The organism is Pseudomonas sp. GD04015 (genome assembly GCF_029837675.1).
GTDB lineage: Bacteria > Pseudomonadota > Gammaproteobacteria > Pseudomonadales > Pseudomonadaceae > Aquipseudomonas > Aquipseudomonas paralcaligenes.
The window spans coordinates 110,481-127,685 of the sequence record NZ_JAOEEE010000003.1 but is presented as its reverse complement, the minus strand read 5'-3'; the positions used below and the strand labels follow the sequence as shown (position 1 = coordinate 127,685).

The window sequence follows — 17,205 nt, the reverse complement described above, 5'->3', positions numbered from 1 at the left end:
GAACCGCCCCGGGCCCGCGAAATATGCAGAAAGTAGTGCTCGGCCAGTACCAAGGTAGGAAGACCTTTCGGCCGCGCAGTGCCTAGCATGGAGGCACAACAAGAATCGGAGCGATCCGTCATGCATACCGCCAAGCATCTGCTGTTCCTGGCCCTGCTGGTGATCAGCCTCGCCGGGGTCGACAAGGTCCTGGCCGCCACCGGCGTGTCCGGCGTGCAGGTCCACGCCCCGGTGCGGTGACATGATCGCGCCGAAGCGTATCGACCTGCCGACCCTGTTGCCGCTCGCCGCCGCGGCACTGGCCGTGCTCGCCGCACTGCCGGGCGTGACGCAGGGAGCCGCCCCGCTGTACGGGCTGCTGGGTCTGTTCGGCCTGCTGGTGCTGCTGTGCCTGCTGGCGATCCGCCGGGCGCTGCGCCAGGCACTCGCAGCGGTCGAGGCGCTGTGCGCCGGCGCGCGACCTGTCCATTCCACCTGCCTTTCCCGTTTGCCCGAGGTGCAGCGCCTGGTCGGCCACGTCGCGGGCATGGCCGGCGCGCTGCACAGCGCCGAGACGGAGAACCGGCGCCTGCAGCAGACCCTGCTGCAGGCGCAGGAGCAGGAGCGCAATCGCCTGGGGCGTACCCTGCATGACGACCTCGGCCAGTACGTCGCCGGCATCCGCGCCCAGGCCGGTCTGTTCGCCCTGCTGGCCGACGACCCGCAGGCCGTGCGCGGGGCCTCGCAGCGGCTGGAGCAGCATTGCCAGGCGCTGCAGCAGGGCTTCCACGCGCTGGTCCGCGACCTCTATCCGGTGATGCTCGACGAGCTGTCGCTGGAGCAGGCCGTGCGCCAGCTCGCGGCGCAGCGGAGCGCCGGCGGCATCGACTGCCGCGTCGGCTTCGACGCGCGCCTGCCGGAGCCCGGCCGCGAGCGCAAGCTGCAGCTCTATCGCCTGCTGCAGGAGGCACTGACCAACGTCGTCCGCCATGCCGGCGCCCGCAATGTGCGTCTGCACGTGCGCCGGCGCGGCGCGGACCTGTGCCTGTCGCTGCGCGACGACGGCCATGGTCGGCCGGCGGCTGGGCAGGGCGTCGGTCTGCGCTCGATGAGCGAACGGGCCCGCGGCCTAGGCGGCGAGCTGCACTACCGCGGGCGTCCGGGGCGCGGCTGGACGCTGTACCTGCGAGTCCCGCTGGAGGAAGCGAACGCATGAAGATTCTGCTGGTGGACGATCACGCGGTGGTGCGCCAGGGCTACGCCAGCCTCCTCGGCGCGCTGCTGCCCGAAGTTCGGGTGGGCGAGGCGGCCAGCGGCGAGGATGCGCTGACCCTGGTGCAGACCTGGATTCCCAACCTGGTGGTGATGGACATCGGCCTGCCCGGCATCAGCGGCCTGGAGACCTGCCGCCGGCTGCGCCAGCGCCTTCCGCAGCTGCCGGTGCTGTTCTTCAGCATGCATGAGGAGCTGCCGCTGGTGCGCCAGGCGCTGGACGCCGGCGGCTCGGGCTACCTGAGCAAGCGCTGCGCGCCGGACGTGCTGGTGGAGGCCGTGCGCCGGGTGCTGGCCGGCTATCCCTACATCGAGCAGTCGCTGGCGACCCAGTTGGCCTGCCACAAGGGACCGGAGCCCAGCGGCGATCCGTTGCTGGCGGGCATGACGCCGCGGGAGATGGAGATCTTCATCATGCTTGCCCGCGGCCTGCCGACCCGGCAGATCGCCGAGCGCCTGTGCATCAGCGGCAAGACCGTGTCGAACCACATGACGCTGCTGAAGAACAAGCTGGGCGTCGACTCCCTGGCCGGCCTGGTGCACCTGGCCATCGACACCGGCGTGCTGAGGGTCGGTGACCGCCAGTCGGCCTGAACTTCCCTCAGGCCCTCAGGCCCTCAGGGCCTGCGGTGCTCGGTGTTGAGGTGGTAGAAGGTGGCGCGGCCGCCTTCCGAGGCGCTGCCGGCGTTGTCCTGCACGTAGGCGCCAGCCTTGAAGTAGAGCGGCTCGCGGCTCCAGGCGGCGGCCATCTGGCGGTAGTAGGAGCCATCGTCGTCGTCGCTGTACACGGTGATGCCCAGGCGGCCGCTGGCGGTCAGGCGCAGACGGTAGGCGAAGCGCTCGTCCAGGGTCACGTCGTTGACCAGCATGACGTTCTGCACCTGGCTGTCGTCCGGGTGCTTGCGCACCAGCGCTTCGATGCGCCCGCTGTTGCTCTCGGGGCGGAAGTGGTATTGAAGCTTGACCAGCGGCGAGCCGACGTCGCCGGGGCGGTTGATGGCGTGGATCTGGCCGATCACCAGCTTGTTCTTGCTCGGCACCTGATTGACCGTGAGCACGGCGCTGAGGATGTTGTCCGCGTCGCCGTGGTACCAGTTGCGCGGCTCGCCGTTCTGCCAGGTCTCGCGCAGTTCGCTGCGCGGGTAGCTGGAGTTGAGGGTGCGCGAGCCGTTCACCGGCACCCAGAAGCGCACGCTGTTGTCGTTCTGCGGGCGGAAGTACTGGCTGCTGTAGCCCCGGTTGAGGCGCTCGGTGGTGATCAGCGTGGCGGATTCGGTGGCCGGGATCGTCAGGTTCCAGGTCGTCAGATCGAGCATGGGATCGTCCTAGGCAAGCGAAGCGGTGGGGATTCCGACCCCGCTCCCCCCGGAAGTTCAGCGCTCCATGGGTTTCTGGACGAGCGGTTCAGCCTTGGCGGCGTGCCAGCTCGATGGCCGCCTCGATGGCGGCCCTGGCCTGCGGGCTGTTCTTCCAGCAGCTCGACCCCAGCAGGGCCGCGGCCTGCTCGACGATGTCGCGGGCGTCCGCCTCGGCCAGTTGCTGCAGGGAGTCGAAGCCCAACTGTTCGAGGCGCTGGATCACTGTCGGACCGACGCCCTTGAGTGCCAGCAGGGCCTGGCGCTGTTCGTCGGGAAAGGGCATGTGCGGCCTCCGCTCAGGGATGGTGGCAGCCGGCTTCGAGGGCCCGCTGCAGATCGTCGATGCTGCGGTCGTGCATGACCTCTTCATAGGCGCTGTAGCTCAGCGAGACCATCCCCAGCATCAGCACCGGCCCGAGCAGCATCAGGTAGCCGTGAACAATACGGATCATGAGGCCGCGTCGCGCGAGGGTGGGGCGTACGAGCACCGCGTCGAGCGGTGGGAAGTAGCCGTCGCGCAGTACCTTCAGGGCCGAGGGAATCTGGGTCAGGCTGAGTATCAGCAGCAGTATCGGCACTCCCACCATCCCCAGCAGTCCCCAATAGGCATGCGGTATGCCGAACAGCAGGGGCGCGCAGACCTCGCGGGAACCGTATCGCAGCCACATCGTCAGCAGCACGAGGGGAGCGAATAGCAGCACATAGGGCAGCATGCGCAGCCGTGCGCGATGTGGTTGCGCAGCAATCATTACGGTATCGGTCATGCGGTCCATCCTGGACGGGGCTTCGGGGCCGCCAGTGTAGCCATTCCGCTGCCGGGACGGCGCCAGGCTGCGTACGAAAAGTCGCCCTCCGAGCGTCTCGGGCGCCGGGGATTTTCGTACGCAGCCTGAAGCCGGTCACCACCCCTTCGGGCAGTTGGTGCAACCTTCCATGTTGGCGTCCTGGAAGTTGCCGAAGCGGGTGCGGGTGCCGGTGAGGTCGGCGTTCTCCAAGTTGGAGCCGCCCAGCTTGACCTCCTGCAGGTTGGCGTCCTTGAGATCGGCGCCCTTGAGGTCGGCCTTGCTCAGCCAGGTCATTTCCAGGTCGGCGGCGACCAGCTTGACGTCATGCATCTTGGCGCCGGAGAGGCGGGCGAACTCCAGGTACGCGGCGGACAGGTCGGCCCCCTGGAACTGCGCGGCCTGGGCGAACAGGCCCCAGCCCTGCACGGCCACCAGCTTGGCGCCGCTGAAGTCGGCCAGGCGCAGGTTGCTCTGCTGCAGGCTGGCGCGGGTCAGGTTGGCCTGCCGGAGATTGGCCTTTTCCAGGTTGGCCAGGTCCAGGGTGGCGTGGCGCAGGTCGGCGCCGGAGAGGTCGGCGCCAGCCAGGTCCATGCGGCGCATGTCTTGGTTGCGCAGGTCGGCGCCCTTGAGGTTGGCGCCGGGGCAGTGGCTGTCCGGCTCGATGCGGCAGCCGTTGACGACCAGGGCGTCGTCGGCGGCGAGGGCGTAGCTGCCGGCCAGCAGCAGGGCGGCCGGCAGGATCAGGTGCAGGTACTTCATGGCGATGCTCCCGAGGGTGCGCGATGCGCACCGATAAGGTATCGGCCGAGAGCCTGTACACAGGCTCTGCGGGAAAAGCGGTGCGCACAGCCCCGCCGGGACCGTGCGCACTGCGGGGTGGATCAGCGGCTGGCGGTCTTGTTGTCCCAGCTCGGCAGCTTGAACACCCAGAAGGAACCGCCCTGGGCGACCGGCTTGGTCAGGTCGGCCATGTCGCCGCCCCACAGCGGTACCGCGCCGCCGTAACCGGCGGTCACACCGATGTACTGCTCGCCGTCCTGTTCCCAGGTGATGGGCGGGGAGACGATGCCGGTGCCGACCTGGAACTTCCACAGCTCCTTGCCGTTCTTGGCGTCGAAGGCCTTGAAGTAGCCGTCGCCGGTGCCGGTGAACACCAGGTTGCCCTTGGTCGCCAGCACGCCGGCCCACAGCGGCAGGCGCTCCTTGTGCTCCCAGACGACCTTGCCGGTGGTCGGGTTCATGGCGCGCAGGATGCCGACGTGGTCGTCATACAGGCGCTTGATGCGGAAGCCCATGCCCAGGTAGGCGGAGCCCTTCTTGTAGTGCGCCTCCTCGGCCCAGTAGTCCTCCTTCCAGTGGTTGGCGGGGACGTAGAACAGGCCGGTGTCCTGGCTGTAGGCCATCGGGTTCCAGTTCTTGCCGCCGAGGAACGGCGGGGAGACTTCCACTGCCTTGCCTTTCGATTGGCCCGGCTCCGGCTTCGGCGGGCGCTGGCCCTCGTTCTCCACCGGGCGACCGGTCTTCAGGTCGATGTGGCTGGCCCAGGTGATCTTGTCGACGAAGGGGAAGGCGTTCTGCAGCTTGCCGTTGCTGCGGTCGACCACGTAGAAGAAGCCGTTGCGGTCGGCGTGGGCGGTGGCCTTGACGGTCTTGCCGTCCTTGCCCTTGTAGTCGAACAGCACCAGCTCGTTGTTGCCGGAGAAGTCCCAGGCATCGTTCGGGGTGTGCTGGTAGAACCACTTCACTTCCCCGGTGGTCGGGTCGACGCCGACCTGGCCGGAGGTGTACAGGCTGTCGTAGTCGTGGGGGTTGCCGCCGTCGGAGGTGCGCGCCCAGCCGTTCCACGGGGCCGGGTTGCCGGCGCCGACGATGATGGTGTTGGTCTCGGCGTCGAAGCTGGCGCTCTGCCACGGGGCGCCGCCGCCCTGGCTCCAGGCTTCCTTTTTGCCGGTCGGCGAGTTGGGATCGTCCGGCCAGGACGGCGCCTTCACGTCGCCGGTCGGGGTGCTGTCCTTGCCGTTCAGGCGGCCCATGTGGCCTTCCACGAACGGACGCATCCAGACTTCCTCGCCGGTGTCCGGGTCGCGGGCGAACAGGCGGCCGACCACGCCGAACTCGTCGCCGGAGCTGCCGTGGATCAGCAGGACCTTGCCGCTCTTGCCGTCCTTCACGATGGTCGGCGCGCCGGTCATGGTGTAGCCGGCCGAGTGGTCGGCGAACTTCTTCTTCCAGACGACCTTGCCGGTGTCCTTGTTCAGTGCCACGACAGAGGCGTCGAGGGTGCCGAAATAGATCTTGTCGCCGTAGATGGCGGCGCCGCGGTTGACCACGTCGCAGCACGGGCGGATGTCGTCCGGCAGGCGGTGGTTGTAGGTCCACAGGCGCTTGCCGGTCTTGGCGTCGAGGGCGAACACGCGGGAATAGGAACCGGTCACGTAGATCACGCCGTCGTTGACGATGGCCTGGGACTCCTGGCCGCGCTGCTTCTCGTCGCCGAAGGAGAAGGACCAGGCCGGGGTCAGCTTGAACACGTTCTGGTCGTTGACCTGGGCCAGCGGGCTCCAGCGCTGGGCATTGGTGCCGAGGCCGTACTGCAGCACGTCGCCGGTGGTGGTGTGGTCGTTGGCGATGTCGTCCCAGCTCACCGACTTGGCGAAGACGCTGCCGGACGAGACCAGCGCGAAGCCCAGGATCAGGCTCTGCACGGTGCGCGCCAGCGGGGTGGCAGTGCTGGGGGGAGTTGTTCTTGTCATGTTTGCGGTTCCCATTGGTTGATGAACACGGGGCCTTCCGGAGGTGTGGCTGACCCGGCGACCCGGTGCGATCGATAGTGGGAGCGGCCCGGAACGGGCGATACGGAAAAAGTCCCGCCGATCACGGGAAAAATTCCCGAACCGGCCATGACTTCGCACTGCTGCGAACGGCTGCCGCCTGGCGTACCGGAGGGTTACTACCAAGGGCGTAGATGGCGGCCACCAAAGCAGCATACTGGCGCTGCCGAGAGCCTTTCTAAGATGCGGCCAACGCGCTGACCACAAGCGCTCGCCTTGCCCAGCATCTCGATGAGGATGGTCGTCATGAACAACAACAACCTGCTCCGTGGCCTGCTTTTCTGCATCGGCCTCGGCGCTTGCGCATTCGCCATGGCCCACGGTGACGTGGTGCCGCAGAACGTCAACACCGACGGACTGGAACCACTGGGCAAGGAATGGCTCGACGAGAACCCCTATCGCGAGAACCCCAAGGCGATCGAGATCGGTTCCTCGGCCTACAACCAGAACTGCGCGGCCTGCCACGGCCTGGAAGCCAAGTCCGGCGGTATCGCCCCCGACCTGCGTTACCTCGAACTGGGCATCACCGGCGACGAGTGGTTCAAGGAGCGGGTGATCAACGGCGCGGTGCGCGACGGTCGTGTGTACATGCCGAAGATGGCCAACTTCCTCAGCCAGGAAGCGCTGTGGGCGATCCGCTCCTACCTGGAAAGCGTCCACGTCGAACAGTAGGCCGTGGACGGCGGCGCGGGGTTCGCACCGCGCCGCCGGCTACCAAGGAGGATGCGCCATGTCCCGCGTGCTGTGCCTGCTGTCCCTGCTGCTGGTCGGCCTGCCCGCGCTGGCGCTGGATGAGGTCGATCCGCTGCATTCGCCGATGTGGGAATTCCACCGCCAGCGCCTGCTCGGCGCCGCTCCGGTGCGCTTCGACGAGCGGGTGAGGGTGCAGGCGCCGCCCTTCGCCGAGGACTCGCGCCAGGTGCCGATCGAGATCGACGCACGCGCCCTGGAGCGCCCGGTGCAGCGCATGCTCGCCTGGGCCGAGCTGAACCCGATTCCCCACATCTTCACCCTGCACGCGGAGTCGGAGCGCCTGCTGCCGTTCCTCGCGGTGCGCATCCGCATCGAGCAGGCCACCCTGATCCGCGCGGCGGTGCAGACCGAGGATGGCGTCTGGCACGTCGGCTCGACCCACGTCGAGGCCGCCGGCGGTGGCTGCACGGCACCCAGCGTGGTGCGCGCGCAGCCCGGCTGGGAGCAGCGCCTGGGGCAGGTCCTCGGCGGCCGCTACCCGCAGGGCGATTTCGACCGCCTGCGCCTCTCCGTATCGCACCCGATGGACAACGGCCTGGTCGGCGGCATCCCCGAGTTCTATCTGGAGAGCGCCGAGCTGCGCGACCCCGAAGGCCATCGCCTGGCCCTGCTCGAACTGTTTCCGGCAGTGAGCGAGAACCCGACCCTGGGCTTCGAACTGCGCGGCGGCGGCAAGGCCGAGCTGCTGCTGCGCGACAACAACGGCAACGAGTTCGAGGCCGAACTCTGAGCCCGTCCCATTCCTGCGGAGAACTTTCATGATCAGAGTCAGCGTGCTTTACTCCAACCGCCCCGGCGTGCGTTTCGATCTGGGCTACTACGGCGGCGCGCACATGGCGCTGGTGCGCGAATGTCTGGGCGAGGCCTGCCTGGGCATCGCCGTGGACCAGGGCGTCTCCAGCGCCGCGCCCGGCAGTCCCGCGCCGTTCGTGGCAGTGGGCCATCTGTTCTTCGCCAGCCTGGAGGCCTTCCAGCAGAGCTTCGCGCCCCACGCGGCGAGGATCATGGGCGACCTGCCCAACTTCACCGACGCCGAGCCGCTGGTGCAGATCAGCGAAGTGCGCGAGCGCGCCGCCGGGGTAGAGGACTAGGCATGCGCGGCCTGTTGCTGCTGCTCGCGCTGCTCTGCGCCGGCGCCGCGCAGGCGGCCTACGACTACCGCCTGCAGCCCCGGCAGATCGCCGCCGACACCTGGCTGCTGGAGGGCAGCACAGAGAACTTCGCCGAAGGCAATGGCGGCAACATCGTCAACACCGCCTTCATCGTCACCGACGAAGGCGTGCTGGTCATCGACAGCGGTCCCTCCCGGCGCTACGGAGAGGCCATGCGCGCGGCCATCGCCAGTGTTACCGACAAGCCGGTGGCGCGAGTGCTGCTGACCCACCATCACCCGGACCACGTGCTCGGCAACCAGGCCTTCGCCGGCGTGCCCATCGCCGCCCTGGCCGGCACCACCGAACTGCTGCGGGAGCAGGGCGACGCCATGGCGGAGAACATGTACCGCCTGGTCGGCGACTGGATGCGCGGCACCGAAGTGGTGCTGCCGAACGAAACGCTCGAACCCGGCGTCCGCGACATCGGCGGCCATCGCCTGCGCCTGCTTGCGCTGAGCGGACACACCGGCGCCGACCTGGCGATCCTCGACGAGACCACCGGCGTGCTGTTCGCCGGTGACCTGGTGTTCTACCAGCGCGCGCTGACCACGCCGAACAGCCCGGGGCTGGACGTGTGGCTGGCCGACCTGGAGACCCTGCAGGAACTGCCGTGGAAACTGCTCGTCCCCGGCCACGGCCCGCTCGCCACCGACCCCGCGCCCTTTGCCCAGATGCGCGACTACCTGGGCTGGCTCGACGGCCTGCTGCGCGACGCGGCCAGCCGCGGCGAGGACATGAACGAAGTGATCCGGGCGCCGATCCCCGAGCGCTTCGCCGGCATCAGCCTGAGCCGCTACGAACTGATCCGCAGCGTCAGCCACCTCTATCCACGCTACGAGCAGGAGCAGCTGAGGCGGGTGGATCGACGCTGGTCCGGCAGCGAACCTAGCAGACGCTGGCGTTGATCGGCTTGCCCTTCAGCAGGTCTATCCCAAGGTAGCAGAGATAGCCGTCCTGCAGGCTGTACTGGCAGGCGACCGAGCCATCGCCCCGGGCGCGGAAGCGGCTCCCATCCTCTGCGCCGCACTGATCCTCCCGATCGGGGCCGATCCGCTGGAAGATCTCCTCGGCCGCCTCGCCCGTTATCGCCAGCGACAACTTGGCATCGTCCTGACCGGCCGGCAGCGGATCGCCGATCGAGCCTGAATAGAGCCGGTACTGGGCCTCCATCGGCTTGTATTCTTGGGCATTCGTGGTGAAGGGAAGGGCGAGCAGCAGAAGAAGCATGGTGGCGCGAGTCATTTCAGATCCTTGATAGGGACAGGTCCGATCATTGGACAACGCCGGATCATAGGCCGTGCACGGGCTTGCTCTCCACCCGGAGACAACTTTACCCATCAATGACTTGGCACGAGGAAGGCTATAAACTTCCCGCCCTTCACGAAGAACCTTCCCGCCGTCCTGCGCATGAAACCTGTCCAGCTGCCCCTTGGTGTGCGTCTGCGTGACGATGCCACCTTCGCCAACTACTACCCCGGCGCCAACGCGGCGGCGCTGGGCTATGTCGAGCGGTTGTGCGAGGCCGATGCGGGCTGGACGGAGAGCCTGATCTACCTTTGGGGCGGCGAGGGCGTAGGGCGCAGCCATCTGCTCCAGGCCGCCTGCCTGCGCTTCGAGCAGCGCGGCGAGCAGGCCGTCTACCTGCCGCTGGCCGAGGTGGCGGACTACGGTCCCGAGCTGCTGGACGGTCTGGACCAGGCCGAGCTGGTCTGCCTGGACGATCTCGATGCCGTGGCCGGTCGTGCGGACTGGGAAGAGGCGCTGTTCCATCTGTTCAACCGCCTGCGCGACTCGGGTCGCCGCCTGCTGCTGGCGGCCACCGCGTCGCCCCGCGAACTGCCCGTGGCGTTGCCCGATCTGCAATCACGGCTGACCTTGGCGCTGGTGTTCCAGCTCCACGCGCTGTCCGACGAGGACAAGCTGCGTGCCCTGCAGCTGCGCGCCTCGCGTCGTGGCCTGCACCTCACCGACGAGGTCGGCCGCTTCATCCTCACCCGCGGCGAGCGCAGCATGAGTGCGCTGTTCGAACTGCTCGAACGCCTCGACCAGGCCTCGCTGCAGGCCCAGCGCAAGCTGACCATTCCCTTCCTCAAGGAAACCCTGGGCTGGTAGCCGCTTCACCGTAGGGTGCGCTGTGCGCACCGAGTGGATAGGTGCCCGGTCTTTCGGTGCGCACGGCGCACCCTACCGGCGAGACGTATGAAGTCGGTCAGCTTTCGCCAGCCAGCCTGCGGTCGTGCTGGAACTTCCAGCGCACGTAGAGCAGCGCGCTGCAGAACAGGCCCAGGCTGATCACCGTTTCCAGGGCGCCGAACAGGGCGCGGGCCGGGTCGATGGCGGCCAGCACGCCCTGGATGAAGTAGATGTTCACCACGAAGCAGGCCCAGGCGTGGGCGCGGGCGTTGCCCAGCAGCAGGCCGGGGGCGAGCAGCAGCAGCGGGACCAGCTGGATGCACAGCACCACCCAGGTGCGCGCGCCGTGCAGGTCGGCGAAGGCGAGGTTCCACACCAGCAGCAGGAGCAGCAGGGCGGCGAAGCTGAACAGGCTCAGGGCGCGGCTGAGTTTCAGGCGCGGGGCCAGCCATTCCAGGCTGGGCAGGGGCTTGGGCGTTCTAGCCACGGGCGGTCTCCAGTTTCGCGGCGGTCTGCGCCAGGCGCTGGCCGAGGGCCCGGCACAGGGCGATTTCATGTTCGTCCAGGCTGCGCTTGCCATCGGCCCCGGCGTGGTGGCTGGGGCCGTAGGGCGTGCCGCCGCCACGGGTGTCGAGCAGCGCGCCTTCGCTGTAGGGCAGGCCGCAGAGCAGCATGCCGTGGTGCAGCAGCGGCAGCATCATCGACAGCAGGGTGCTTTCCTGGCCGCCGTGCAGGCTGGAGGTGGAGGTGAATACGCCGGCGGGCTTGCCGACCAGTTCGCCGGTCAGCCACAGGCTGCTGGTGCCGTCCAGGAAGTACTTCAGCGGCGCGGCCATGTTGCCGAAGCGGGTCGGGCTGCCGAGGGCGAGGCCGGCGCAGTGGCGCAGGTCGTCCTGGCTGACGTACGGCGCGCCTTCCGCGGGGATGTCAGGGGCCACGGCCTCGCATTCGGTGGAGACCGCCGGCACCGTGCGCAGGCGCGCCTCCAGGCGGCCCAGCTCGACGCCGCGCGCGATCTGCCGGGCCATCTCGGCGGTGGCGCCGTGGCGGCTGTAGTAGAGCACCAGGATGTAGGACCGGCTCATGCCAGCAACTCCAGGACCTTCTCGGGCGGACGGCCGATCACTGCGCGGTCGCCAGCCACCAAGATGGGACGCTCGATCAGCTTGGGATGCTCGACCATGGCGGCGATCAGCTGCTCGTCGCTCAGGCCGGCGTCGGCCAGGCCGAGCGCCTTGTATTCGTCCTCGCCGGTGCGCAGCAGCGCTCTCGCACCGATGCCCAGCTTGGCCAGCAGCGCGCGCAGTTCGGCGGCGCTGGGCGGGGTTTCCAGGTAGCGCACCACGTTCGGCGCCAGGCCGCGGGCTTCGAGCAGCTCCAGCGCGCCGCGGGACTTGGAACAGCGCGGGTTGTGGTAGAGGGTCAGGTCGGTCATGGCGGTGCCCATTGGCGAATGAGGGCGCTATTCTAGCCGCGTCGGGTACGAAAACAGACTAAGAGCCTGTTTACGATCTGCTGCGCGTCGGCCATGCGTCGTTAAAAACAGGCTCGGAATGCTCATTTACTACTTGTAAACTCCGCTTCCTCGCCGGTTTTTGCCTAGCCTGGCTCTAGCTCGCGAGGTCCTAAACAGGCTCTAAGGAGTGGGGCATGCGGCAACGGCTGGATGATGTGGTGGAGTTCTGGCGCTTCCTGTTTCAGCGGTTCCTCGCCGACCGGGCCATCAACAATGCTGCCGCGCTGACCTACACCACGCTGTTCGCGGTGGTGCCGGTGATGACCGTCACCTTCGCCATGCTCTCCGCCGTGCCGGCCTTCCAGGACACCGGCGAGCAGATCCAGAGCTTCATCTTCCACAACTTCGTGCCGTCGTCCGGCGAGACGGTGCAGCAGTATCTGCGCGAGTTCACCACCCAGGCGCGGCACCTGACCTGGGCCGGCGTGGCGCTGCTGGCGGTGACCGCCTTCTTCATGCTGGTGACCATCGAGAAGACCTTCAACGCGATCTGGCGGGTGCGCCAGCCGCGGCGCGGCATCTCCAGCTTCCTGCTGTACTGGGCGATCCTCAGCCTAGGGCCGCTGCTGCTGGGTGCCGGTTTCGCCGTGACCACCTACATCGCCTCGCTGTCCCTGCTGACCGGGCCGGACGCATTGATCGGCGCGCGCACGCTGCTGCGCTTCGCCCCGCTGCTGTTCAGCACCGCGGCCTTCACCCTGATCTACTCGGCGGTGCCCAATGCCCGGGTGCCGCTGCGTCATGCCCTCATCGGCGGGCTGTTCACCTCGGTGCTGGTGGAGATCGCCAAGAAGCTGTTCGGCCTGTTCGTCAGCTTCTTCCCCGGCTACCAGCTGATCTACGGCGCCTTCGCCACGGTGCCGCTGTTCCTGCTGTGGGTGTACCTGTCCTGGCTGATCGTGCTGCTCGGTGCGGAGCTGGTGTGCAACCTGTCGTCGTCGCGCCACTGGCGGCGCCAGGCGCTGCCGCGCCTGCTGGTGGCGATCGGCGTGCTGCGGGTGTTCCACGACCGCCAGCAGCGGGGCCGGCCGGTCCGCCATCTCGACGTGCAGAGGGCGGGCTGGTTGCTGCCGCAGGACGAGTGGCAGGAGGTGCTGGACTTCCTCGAACGGGAACACCTGATCTGCCGCGCCAGCGGTGGCGGCTGGGTGCTGTGCCGCGATCTCGAGAACTACAGCCTGCATCGCCTGCTCAGCCACAGCCCCTGGCCGGCGCCACGGCCCAACCAGTTGCCGGAAAAGCTGGACGAGGCGTGGTACCCCGGCCTGCGCGCCGCGCTGGAGAAGCAGCACGAGGATCAGGCGGCACTGTTCGGCGCCAGCCTGGCCCATTGGCTGCGGGCCGGTTCGTGACGGAGTGACGAAAAAGGTCAGTTTAGGGCGAGGTACAGCGCGCCACAGGCTGTCGCCCGGCCTTTGAAGCACGGCAGCGGCAGTCCAACCGGGCTGGCACGCTTCTGGCAAATACCCGCCCGAATGCTGGCAGACTGCTAGCGAGCGCAGGGTTCGGGGATGTCGGGCGAATGAGCAGTAGCAAGAACAAGGTGGTGCCGTTGCAGTCCCGGGATTCCGACGAGGCGCTGGAGCGGCTCAACCGTATCACCGGCCTGCGCTTCGCCCGCTGGCCCGAGTCGCTGGCGGCGCTGGCCCGCCAGGCGGCCGAAGAGGCCGAGCCGACGAAGCCCGATTCGGTGGTGCGCTTCGGCGTTTTCTGAACCCTGAAAAACAAAACCCCGCCGAAGCGGGGCGGGAAATGGCCGGGAGAGTCAGGCCATCGCCTGGCGGGAGGCGCTGTCCAGCATCTCCACGGCTTGCACGAACAGTTCCTCGACGATCAGCGTCTGCGCCGGCACCGCCGAGCGCAGGCGCACCTGCATGTCCTCGATCCTGACCTTCATCGGCAGGCGGGCGACGCCGGAGAGCATCACCTTGCTGTGGCCATTGACCTTGCCATGGTCCACCGCCACCTCGCGCACCTGGTTGCCGTCGCGGTAGCGCACCATGAGCGACACCGGCAGATTGGCCAGGCCTGGCAGGTGCAGCCAGACAGCCACGTTGAATTCGCCGACCCGGCCCTCGTAGGGCGTCACGCTCAGGCGCGCGCTGTTGACGATGCTGGCAGGGACTGGGCCGATCAGCTTGTCGTTGGCTTGGGTCATCGGGGGCTCCGGCAGAACTCGTTGGTATAGGAATGGGGGCGATTATAGGAAACGGTCGGTGACGAAACTGTGCACTGAGGCTTCGCCGGCTGAGACTTCCGTCGCAGAACCTGGCTGAATGTTCAAGCCAGGCGCAGGGGGTGGCGGACCACGATGGGCGTGTCGAGGTTGGCCGCCGGCAGGGGCAGCACGGCCTGGTTGTTGGCGTTGGCCAGCTGCAGCCAGACGTTCTCGCCCTCGACGAACTGCCCGCAGGGCAGCCACAGGCCGTGGTGCCAGCCGGAGCCCGGTTCCGGGGTGCTTTGCAGCACGCCCGGGTGGGTCTGGGCGCTGGGCGCCCGTCTCAGCCAGACGGCGCGCGGCAGCCCCTTGAGGTAGCGCAGGCCCAGGTGCAGGCCTTCCTGGTTGATGTGGCGCCAGCGCACCAGCGCCAGGGTCGGGGTGCCGCTGCGGGGCAGCACCAACGCCAACTGGCCAACCGGGAGCTGCGCCGCCAGGTCGGCCTGGCAGACGACGCGCGCGCCCCCGGCGCTGGCGTCGAGCATCTGCGCGGCGCAGCTGGCCGGGCGCTTCTCCAGCAGCTGGGCATGGATGGCCTGCAGGCCGATCACCAGGCTGCAGTCGGCGCTGAAGTCGGCCCGCGGGTGGCGGCGCTGCTGGCGGCCGAGCCAGTTCTGCCGGACCCGCTCCAGCAACTCGCGCTCGCGCGGGCTCTGCAGCGGCGCCGGCTCGTCCACGGCCACCAGCAGCGCGCCCAGTTCCAGGCGGCGCAGGTGCTCGGTCGAGCCGTCAATCCGGGTGTCATAGGGCAGGCAGGGCTGGGCCTGGCTCAGGTCGATCAGCGGCCCGTCGCTTTCCTCGTCCTCGTCCCAGGGCATCAACCGGACGAGGGGCGCCAGCGGCGTGAGGGCGCCGAACAGCAGTGCACATTCGCCTTCGGCGAGATGGAAGGGATTGCTCAGCGCGAGCATCAGCATCTGCTGGTAGAGGCCGCGCAGCGACCCGGCCGGGGTAGGCTGGAAGGGGGCGGCGACGTGTTCGTCCAGGCAGTCCTGGTGCTCGCCGATCCAGTACAGCAGGTGGCTGTCGCTCCACAGCGAGGCGGGCGGCTCCTGGTAGCGCTGGTAGTGGCGCAGCAGGCTCTGGGCGAGGAAATGCTGGGCCATGTACAGGCACCAGGCGAGGTGGGGCCGCGAGGGCTGGCGGCCCTGGAGGATCTGCAGCAGCAGGCGCTTGAAGCCGGCGGCCAGTTCCTCGCACAGCCCCAGGAAGGCCTGGGACGGCAGCGAGCCGTCGCCCATGGCCGCGCAGTAGTGGCGGTATTCCTCGCAGAGGCTTTGCAGGGCGCGCTGCCTTTCCAGTAAGGTCATGGCGCTGCGATTGAGCCGGAACAGCAGTCCGACGACCTGCTGCAGGCCTTCTGCGCGGGGCTGCAGGCGCGCGTCGGCGAGTTCGGCATTGAGTTCGCCGAGCCGGGTGACGTGCTCTTCGAGAATGTCCGGCACTTCCAGGCGCAGTGCATCCAGCGTCATATCAATCCCGCGTGCACGAGGAGCGAATGCATGGGAAGGCCACTCCAGATGGTGATAGGTGTCGTTGCCGGGCTTCTGCTGGCCGGCTGCGCCGATGACTGGGGCGTCGATCAGCATGGACGAAAGGTAACGGCTGGACAACTGGAAGGCCAGTGGTTGGTGATCAATTACTGGGCGGAGTGGTGCAAGCCCTGCAGGACCGAGATCCCCGAGCTGAACCGGCTGGAGCAGGAGTTGCGCGACAAAGGCGCGCAGGTCCTCGGGGTGAACTTCGATGCGCTGCAGGGCGAGGCCCTGGTTAAGGCGACCGAGGCCTTCGATATCCGTTTCACGGTGCTCGCGCAGGACCCCGCCGAGCGCCTCGAACTGCCGCGCAACGACGTGTTGCCGGTCACCTACATCATCGGCGCCGACGGCCGCCTGCGTGAGCGGCTGGTCGGCGAACAGACGGCGGCCGGGCTGCGGACTCGGCTCGATCACTGGCAAAGTAAGGAGTGAGGCGCATGACCATCTGTCTGCATGGATTCGTCGGCGGCAAGGTGCAGGGTGTGAGCTTCCGCCAGCGCACCCTGGAAGAGGCCGAGCGTCTCGACCTGAACGGCTGGGTGCGTAACCTCGCCGATGGCCGGGTCGAGGTGCTGTTCGAAGGGGAAGAGCCCGCGGTGCGCGAACTGGAGGCCTGGCTGGGCCAGGGACCTGAGAGTGCGCGGGTCGATGCCCTGGAGCTGGAGCAGCAGCCGGTGCAGGACATCACCGGCTTCGTCATCCGCCGCTGATCAGTCCTCGCCCGGGTCGGCCGCCAGGCGGCCGGCGTCCTTCATCAGGGCCTTGAGGAATTCCTGCTGCAGTTCCGGATCGTTGCGGGTCAGTTCGATCAGGCTCTGTTCCAGCTCGCTGGCTTCCTCTTCCAGGCCCAGGTCCGACAGGCGCTTGACCCGGTGCACCCACTGGCTGACTTCGTCGTCCTCGAGGTCGTCGTAGATCAGCGCGTGGGCTTCGCGCAGCTTGCCGCGCAGGTCCCGGCTGACCAGCAGGGTGGCGTCGGCGCGGGCGCCGTCCTGCGGGTCTTCCACGCTCAGCACCAGGGTGCCGACGGTGCTCGCGTCGTGCTCGGCGAAGGGGCCGTCGAGCAGGTTCAGGCGCAGTACGCCCTGGCGGTCTGTGGTCAGTTCATGGGTGTCCCGGCCGGCCTTGACCTGCACCGGGCGCTCGGCCCAGGGCAGGCTGGAGTACTCGGTGCGGCGGTCGAGCTGGACTTCCTCGATCTTCGCCAGGTTCTGCTCGGCGCGGCCGTTGGACTCGACGTTCATCGCCGGGTTGACGCCGGCGAAGCCGTAGCTGATCCAGTCCTTGGTGACGCTGTCTGGCAGGCGGCCGAGCATCACCACGTTTAGCACGTTGGCGCCCACGCCGGCGACGATCGCCACCGCCCCCAGCGGCACTTCGTACAGCTCGCGCCACGGCTGGTAGGGGGTGTAGCGGTCGTAGCGGCGGGTGACCTCGAACTCGGTGACCTCGAAGGTCTTCTGTTCGTGGATGCGCACCCGGCGCTGCGGCAGCTCCAGCACCCTCGGCTCGCCCGTGTCGATCTGCAGGCTGTGGTCGAGCAGGCGGCGCTCGAAGCGCTCCTCGTGCTCGCTGCGCTGCGGCAGGTGGTTGGCGCAGCCGACCAGGAAGAGGGCGCCGAGCAGGGTGGCGCCGGGGCGGAGGGTATGACGCTGGAACATGCGGGCT

General features: G+C 68.2%; 23 protein-coding genes. 11 read left to right on the top strand and 12 right to left on the bottom strand.

Annotation, left to right across the window (positions count from 1 at the left end):
• Positions 1-241: 241 nt before the first annotated feature.
• A complete protein-coding gene (locus tag N7640_RS03550) occupies positions 242-1,195 on the top strand; it encodes a sensor histidine kinase (protein ID WP_279903641.1) in 954 nt (317 codons plus the stop codon).
• Positions 1,192-1,845 carry a response regulator transcription factor gene (locus N7640_RS03545; protein WP_279903640.1) on the top strand — a complete coding sequence of 218 codons (654 nt, stop codon included), beginning with the start codon at positions 1,192-1,194 and terminating at the stop codon, positions 1,843-1,845. The genes N7640_RS03550 and N7640_RS03545 overlap by 4 nt, the downstream gene beginning before the upstream one ends.
• 23 nt (positions 1,846-1,868) lie before the next feature.
• On the opposite strand, the gene N7640_RS03540 is transcribed toward N7640_RS03545, so the two are convergent.
• The 5 genes from N7640_RS03540 to exaA form a co-directional block, all read right to left on the bottom strand.
• Positions 1,869-2,567, bottom strand: a complete 699-nt coding sequence (locus N7640_RS03540) for a polysaccharide lyase family 7 protein (protein WP_279903639.1) — start codon at positions 2,565-2,567, stop codon at positions 1,869-1,871.
• Between the two features lie 88 nt (positions 2,568-2,655).
• The gene (locus tag N7640_RS03535) at positions 2,656-2,892 is read right to left on the bottom strand and encodes a helix-hairpin-helix domain-containing protein (RefSeq protein ID WP_279903637.1); all 237 of its coding nucleotides are present in this window, start codon (positions 2,890-2,892) and stop codon (positions 2,656-2,658) included.
• 13 nt (positions 2,893-2,905) lie between these two features.
• Positions 2,906-3,373 (bottom strand): hypothetical protein, encoded by a 468-nt coding sequence (locus N7640_RS03530; RefSeq protein ID WP_279903636.1) that lies wholly within the window; start codon positions 3,371-3,373, stop codon positions 2,906-2,908.
• A 135-nt stretch (positions 3,374-3,508) separates the two neighbouring features.
• Complete coding sequence (locus tag N7640_RS03525) at positions 3,509-4,153, bottom strand: pentapeptide repeat-containing protein (protein ID WP_220812938.1); 645 nt, start codon at positions 4,151-4,153, stop codon at positions 3,509-3,511.
• Between the two features lie 122 nt (positions 4,154-4,275).
• Positions 4,276-6,147: a quinoprotein ethanol dehydrogenase gene (gene exaA, locus N7640_RS03520; RefSeq protein WP_279903634.1), complete on the bottom strand. Its 1,872-nt coding sequence runs from the start codon at positions 6,145-6,147 to the stop codon at positions 4,276-4,278.
• A gap of 324 nt (positions 6,148-6,471) precedes the next feature.
• Here exaA and pedF point away from each other — a divergent pair, with 324 nt between their 5' ends.
• Genes pedF through N7640_RS03500 form a run of 4 tightly spaced genes read left to right on the top strand, consistent with a single transcriptional unit; the run spans position 6,472 to position 9,037 of the window.
• Entirely contained in the window at positions 6,472-6,897 is a 426-nt protein-coding gene (gene pedF / locus N7640_RS03515) for a cytochrome c-550 PedF (protein ID WP_279906178.1), read from the top strand.
• Between the two features lie 58 nt (positions 6,898-6,955).
• Positions 6,956-7,708 carry a quinoprotein dehydrogenase-associated SoxYZ-like carrier gene (locus N7640_RS03510; RefSeq protein WP_279905395.1) on the top strand — a complete coding sequence of 251 codons (753 nt, stop codon included), beginning with the start codon at positions 6,956-6,958 and terminating at the stop codon, positions 7,706-7,708.
• Positions 7,709-7,736: 28 nt separating this feature from the next.
• Complete coding sequence (locus N7640_RS03505; RefSeq protein ID WP_279905396.1) at positions 7,737-8,069, top strand: EthD family reductase; 333 nt, start codon at positions 7,737-7,739, stop codon at positions 8,067-8,069.
• 2 nt (positions 8,070-8,071) lie between these two features.
• Complete coding sequence (locus N7640_RS03500) at positions 8,072-9,037, top strand: quinoprotein relay system zinc metallohydrolase 1 (RefSeq protein WP_279905397.1); 966 nt, start codon at positions 8,072-8,074, stop codon at positions 9,035-9,037.
• Here the strand turns inward: N7640_RS03500 and N7640_RS03495 are convergent.
• A complete protein-coding gene (locus N7640_RS03495) occupies positions 9,018-9,374 on the bottom strand; it encodes a hypothetical protein (RefSeq protein WP_279905398.1) in 357 nt (118 codons plus the stop codon). The two genes, N7640_RS03500 and N7640_RS03495, sit on opposite strands and share 20 nt — an antisense overlap.
• 165 nt (positions 9,375-9,539) lie before the next feature.
• Between N7640_RS03495 and hda the strand changes: the two genes are divergently transcribed.
• Positions 9,540-10,244 carry a DnaA regulatory inactivator Hda gene (hda, locus tag N7640_RS03490; protein ID WP_279905399.1) on the top strand — a complete coding sequence of 235 codons (705 nt, stop codon included), beginning with the start codon at positions 9,540-9,542 and terminating at the stop codon, positions 10,242-10,244.
• Positions 10,245-10,341: 97 nt separating this feature from the next.
• On the opposite strand, the gene N7640_RS03485 is transcribed toward hda, so the two are convergent.
• Genes N7640_RS03485 through arsC form a run of 3 tightly spaced genes read right to left on the bottom strand, consistent with a single transcriptional unit; the run spans position 10,342 to position 11,700 of the window.
• The gene (locus N7640_RS03485; protein ID WP_279905400.1) at positions 10,342-10,752 is read right to left on the bottom strand and encodes a DUF2069 domain-containing protein; all 411 of its coding nucleotides are present in this window, start codon (positions 10,750-10,752) and stop codon (positions 10,342-10,344) included.
• Entirely contained in the window at positions 10,745-11,350 is a 606-nt protein-coding gene (wrbA, locus tag N7640_RS03480) for an NAD(P)H:quinone oxidoreductase (RefSeq protein ID WP_279905401.1), read from the bottom strand. The genes N7640_RS03485 and wrbA overlap by 8 nt, the downstream gene beginning before the upstream one ends.
• Positions 11,347-11,700 (bottom strand): arsenate reductase (glutaredoxin), encoded by a 354-nt coding sequence (gene arsC, locus N7640_RS03475; protein WP_279905402.1) that lies wholly within the window; start codon positions 11,698-11,700, stop codon positions 11,347-11,349. The genes wrbA and arsC overlap by 4 nt, the downstream gene beginning before the upstream one ends.
• A 215-nt stretch (positions 11,701-11,915) precedes the next feature.
• Between arsC and N7640_RS03470 the strand changes: the two genes are divergently transcribed.
• The gene (locus N7640_RS03470) at positions 11,916-13,133 is read left to right on the top strand and encodes a YihY family inner membrane protein (RefSeq protein WP_279905403.1); all 1,218 of its coding nucleotides are present in this window, start codon (positions 11,916-11,918) and stop codon (positions 13,131-13,133) included.
• A gap of 170 nt (positions 13,134-13,303) precedes the next feature.
• Positions 13,304-13,495, top strand: a complete 192-nt coding sequence (locus tag N7640_RS03465) for a hypothetical protein (protein ID WP_279905404.1) — start codon at positions 13,304-13,306, stop codon at positions 13,493-13,495.
• Positions 13,496-13,546: 51 nt separating this feature from the next.
• Here N7640_RS03465 and N7640_RS03460 read toward each other — a convergent pair whose 3' ends face one another.
• Both N7640_RS03460 and N7640_RS03455 read right to left on the bottom strand, forming a co-directional pair.
• A complete protein-coding gene (locus N7640_RS03460) occupies positions 13,547-13,939 on the bottom strand; it encodes a hypothetical protein (protein ID WP_220812924.1) in 393 nt (130 codons plus the stop codon).
• A gap of 122 nt (positions 13,940-14,061) precedes the next feature.
• The gene (locus N7640_RS03455; protein ID WP_279905405.1) at positions 14,062-15,471 is read right to left on the bottom strand and encodes a PilZ domain-containing protein; all 1,410 of its coding nucleotides are present in this window, start codon (positions 15,469-15,471) and stop codon (positions 14,062-14,064) included.
• Between the two features lie 30 nt (positions 15,472-15,501).
• On the opposite strand from N7640_RS03455, the gene N7640_RS03450 reads away from it, so the two are divergent.
• Both N7640_RS03450 and N7640_RS03445 read left to right on the top strand, forming a co-directional pair.
• Positions 15,502-15,969: a TlpA disulfide reductase family protein gene (locus N7640_RS03450; protein WP_279905406.1), complete on the top strand. Its 468-nt coding sequence runs from the start codon at positions 15,502-15,504 to the stop codon at positions 15,967-15,969.
• A gap of 5 nt (positions 15,970-15,974) precedes the next feature.
• Positions 15,975-16,247: an acylphosphatase gene (locus N7640_RS03445; RefSeq protein ID WP_279905407.1), complete on the top strand. Its 273-nt coding sequence runs from the start codon at positions 15,975-15,977 to the stop codon at positions 16,245-16,247.
• Here N7640_RS03445 and N7640_RS03440 read toward each other — a convergent pair whose 3' ends face one another.
• Positions 16,248-17,198 carry a hypothetical protein gene (locus N7640_RS03440; protein ID WP_279905408.1) on the bottom strand — a complete coding sequence of 317 codons (951 nt, stop codon included), beginning with the start codon at positions 17,196-17,198 and terminating at the stop codon, positions 16,248-16,250.
• Between the last annotated feature and the right edge of the window lie 7 nt (positions 17,199-17,205).

Excerpts from the sequence above, each read along its gene's own strand:
- hda (WP_279905399.1), top strand. The coding sequence starts at position 9,540 with ATGAAACCTGTCCAGCTGCCCCTTGGTGTGCGTCTGCGTGACGATGCC.
- N7640_RS03530 (WP_279903636.1), bottom strand. The coding sequence starts at position 3,373 with ATGACCGATACCGTAATGATTGCTGCGCAACCACATCGCGCACGGCTG.
- N7640_RS03440 (WP_279905408.1), bottom strand. The coding sequence starts at position 17,198 with ATGTTCCAGCGTCATACCCTCCGCCCCGGCGCCACCCTGCTCGGCGCC.
- N7640_RS03550 (WP_279903641.1), top strand. The coding sequence starts at position 242 with ATGATCGCGCCGAAGCGTATCGACCTGCCGACCCTGTTGCCGCTCGCC.
- N7640_RS03455 (WP_279905405.1), bottom strand. The coding sequence starts at position 15,471 with ATGACGCTGGATGCACTGCGCCTGGAAGTGCCGGACATTCTCGAAGAG.
- N7640_RS03540 (WP_279903639.1), bottom strand. The coding sequence starts at position 2,567 with ATGCTCGATCTGACGACCTGGAACCTGACGATCCCGGCCACCGAATCC.
- N7640_RS03545 (WP_279903640.1), top strand. The coding sequence starts at position 1,192 with ATGAAGATTCTGCTGGTGGACGATCACGCGGTGGTGCGCCAGGGCTAC.
- N7640_RS03525 (WP_220812938.1), bottom strand. The coding sequence starts at position 4,153 with ATGAAGTACCTGCACCTGATCCTGCCGGCCGCCCTGCTGCTGGCCGGC.
- pedF (WP_279906178.1), top strand. The coding sequence starts at position 6,472 with ATGAACAACAACAACCTGCTCCGTGGCCTGCTTTTCTGCATCGGCCTC.
- N7640_RS03445 (WP_279905407.1), top strand. The coding sequence starts at position 15,975 with ATGACCATCTGTCTGCATGGATTCGTCGGCGGCAAGGTGCAGGGTGTG.
- wrbA (WP_279905401.1), bottom strand. The coding sequence starts at position 11,350 with ATGAGCCGGTCCTACATCCTGGTGCTCTACTACAGCCGCCACGGCGCC.
- N7640_RS03535 (WP_279903637.1), bottom strand. The coding sequence starts at position 2,892 with ATGCCCTTTCCCGACGAACAGCGCCAGGCCCTGCTGGCACTCAAGGGC.
- N7640_RS03465 (WP_279905404.1), top strand. The coding sequence starts at position 13,304 with ATGAGCAGTAGCAAGAACAAGGTGGTGCCGTTGCAGTCCCGGGATTCC.
- N7640_RS03470 (WP_279905403.1), top strand. The coding sequence starts at position 11,916 with ATGCGGCAACGGCTGGATGATGTGGTGGAGTTCTGGCGCTTCCTGTTT.
- N7640_RS03495 (WP_279905398.1), bottom strand. The coding sequence starts at position 9,374 with ATGACTCGCGCCACCATGCTTCTTCTGCTGCTCGCCCTTCCCTTCACC.
- exaA (WP_279903634.1), bottom strand. The coding sequence starts at position 6,147 with ATGACAAGAACAACTCCCCCCAGCACTGCCACCCCGCTGGCGCGCACC.
- N7640_RS03500 (WP_279905397.1), top strand. The coding sequence starts at position 8,072 with ATGCGCGGCCTGTTGCTGCTGCTCGCGCTGCTCTGCGCCGGCGCCGCG.
- N7640_RS03505 (WP_279905396.1), top strand. The coding sequence starts at position 7,737 with ATGATCAGAGTCAGCGTGCTTTACTCCAACCGCCCCGGCGTGCGTTTC.
- N7640_RS03450 (WP_279905406.1), top strand. The coding sequence starts at position 15,502 with ATGGGAAGGCCACTCCAGATGGTGATAGGTGTCGTTGCCGGGCTTCTG.
- arsC (WP_279905402.1), bottom strand. The coding sequence starts at position 11,700 with ATGACCGACCTGACCCTCTACCACAACCCGCGCTGTTCCAAGTCCCGC.
- N7640_RS03510 (WP_279905395.1), top strand. The coding sequence starts at position 6,956 with ATGTCCCGCGTGCTGTGCCTGCTGTCCCTGCTGCTGGTCGGCCTGCCC.
- N7640_RS03460 (WP_220812924.1), bottom strand. The coding sequence starts at position 13,939 with ATGACCCAAGCCAACGACAAGCTGATCGGCCCAGTCCCTGCCAGCATC.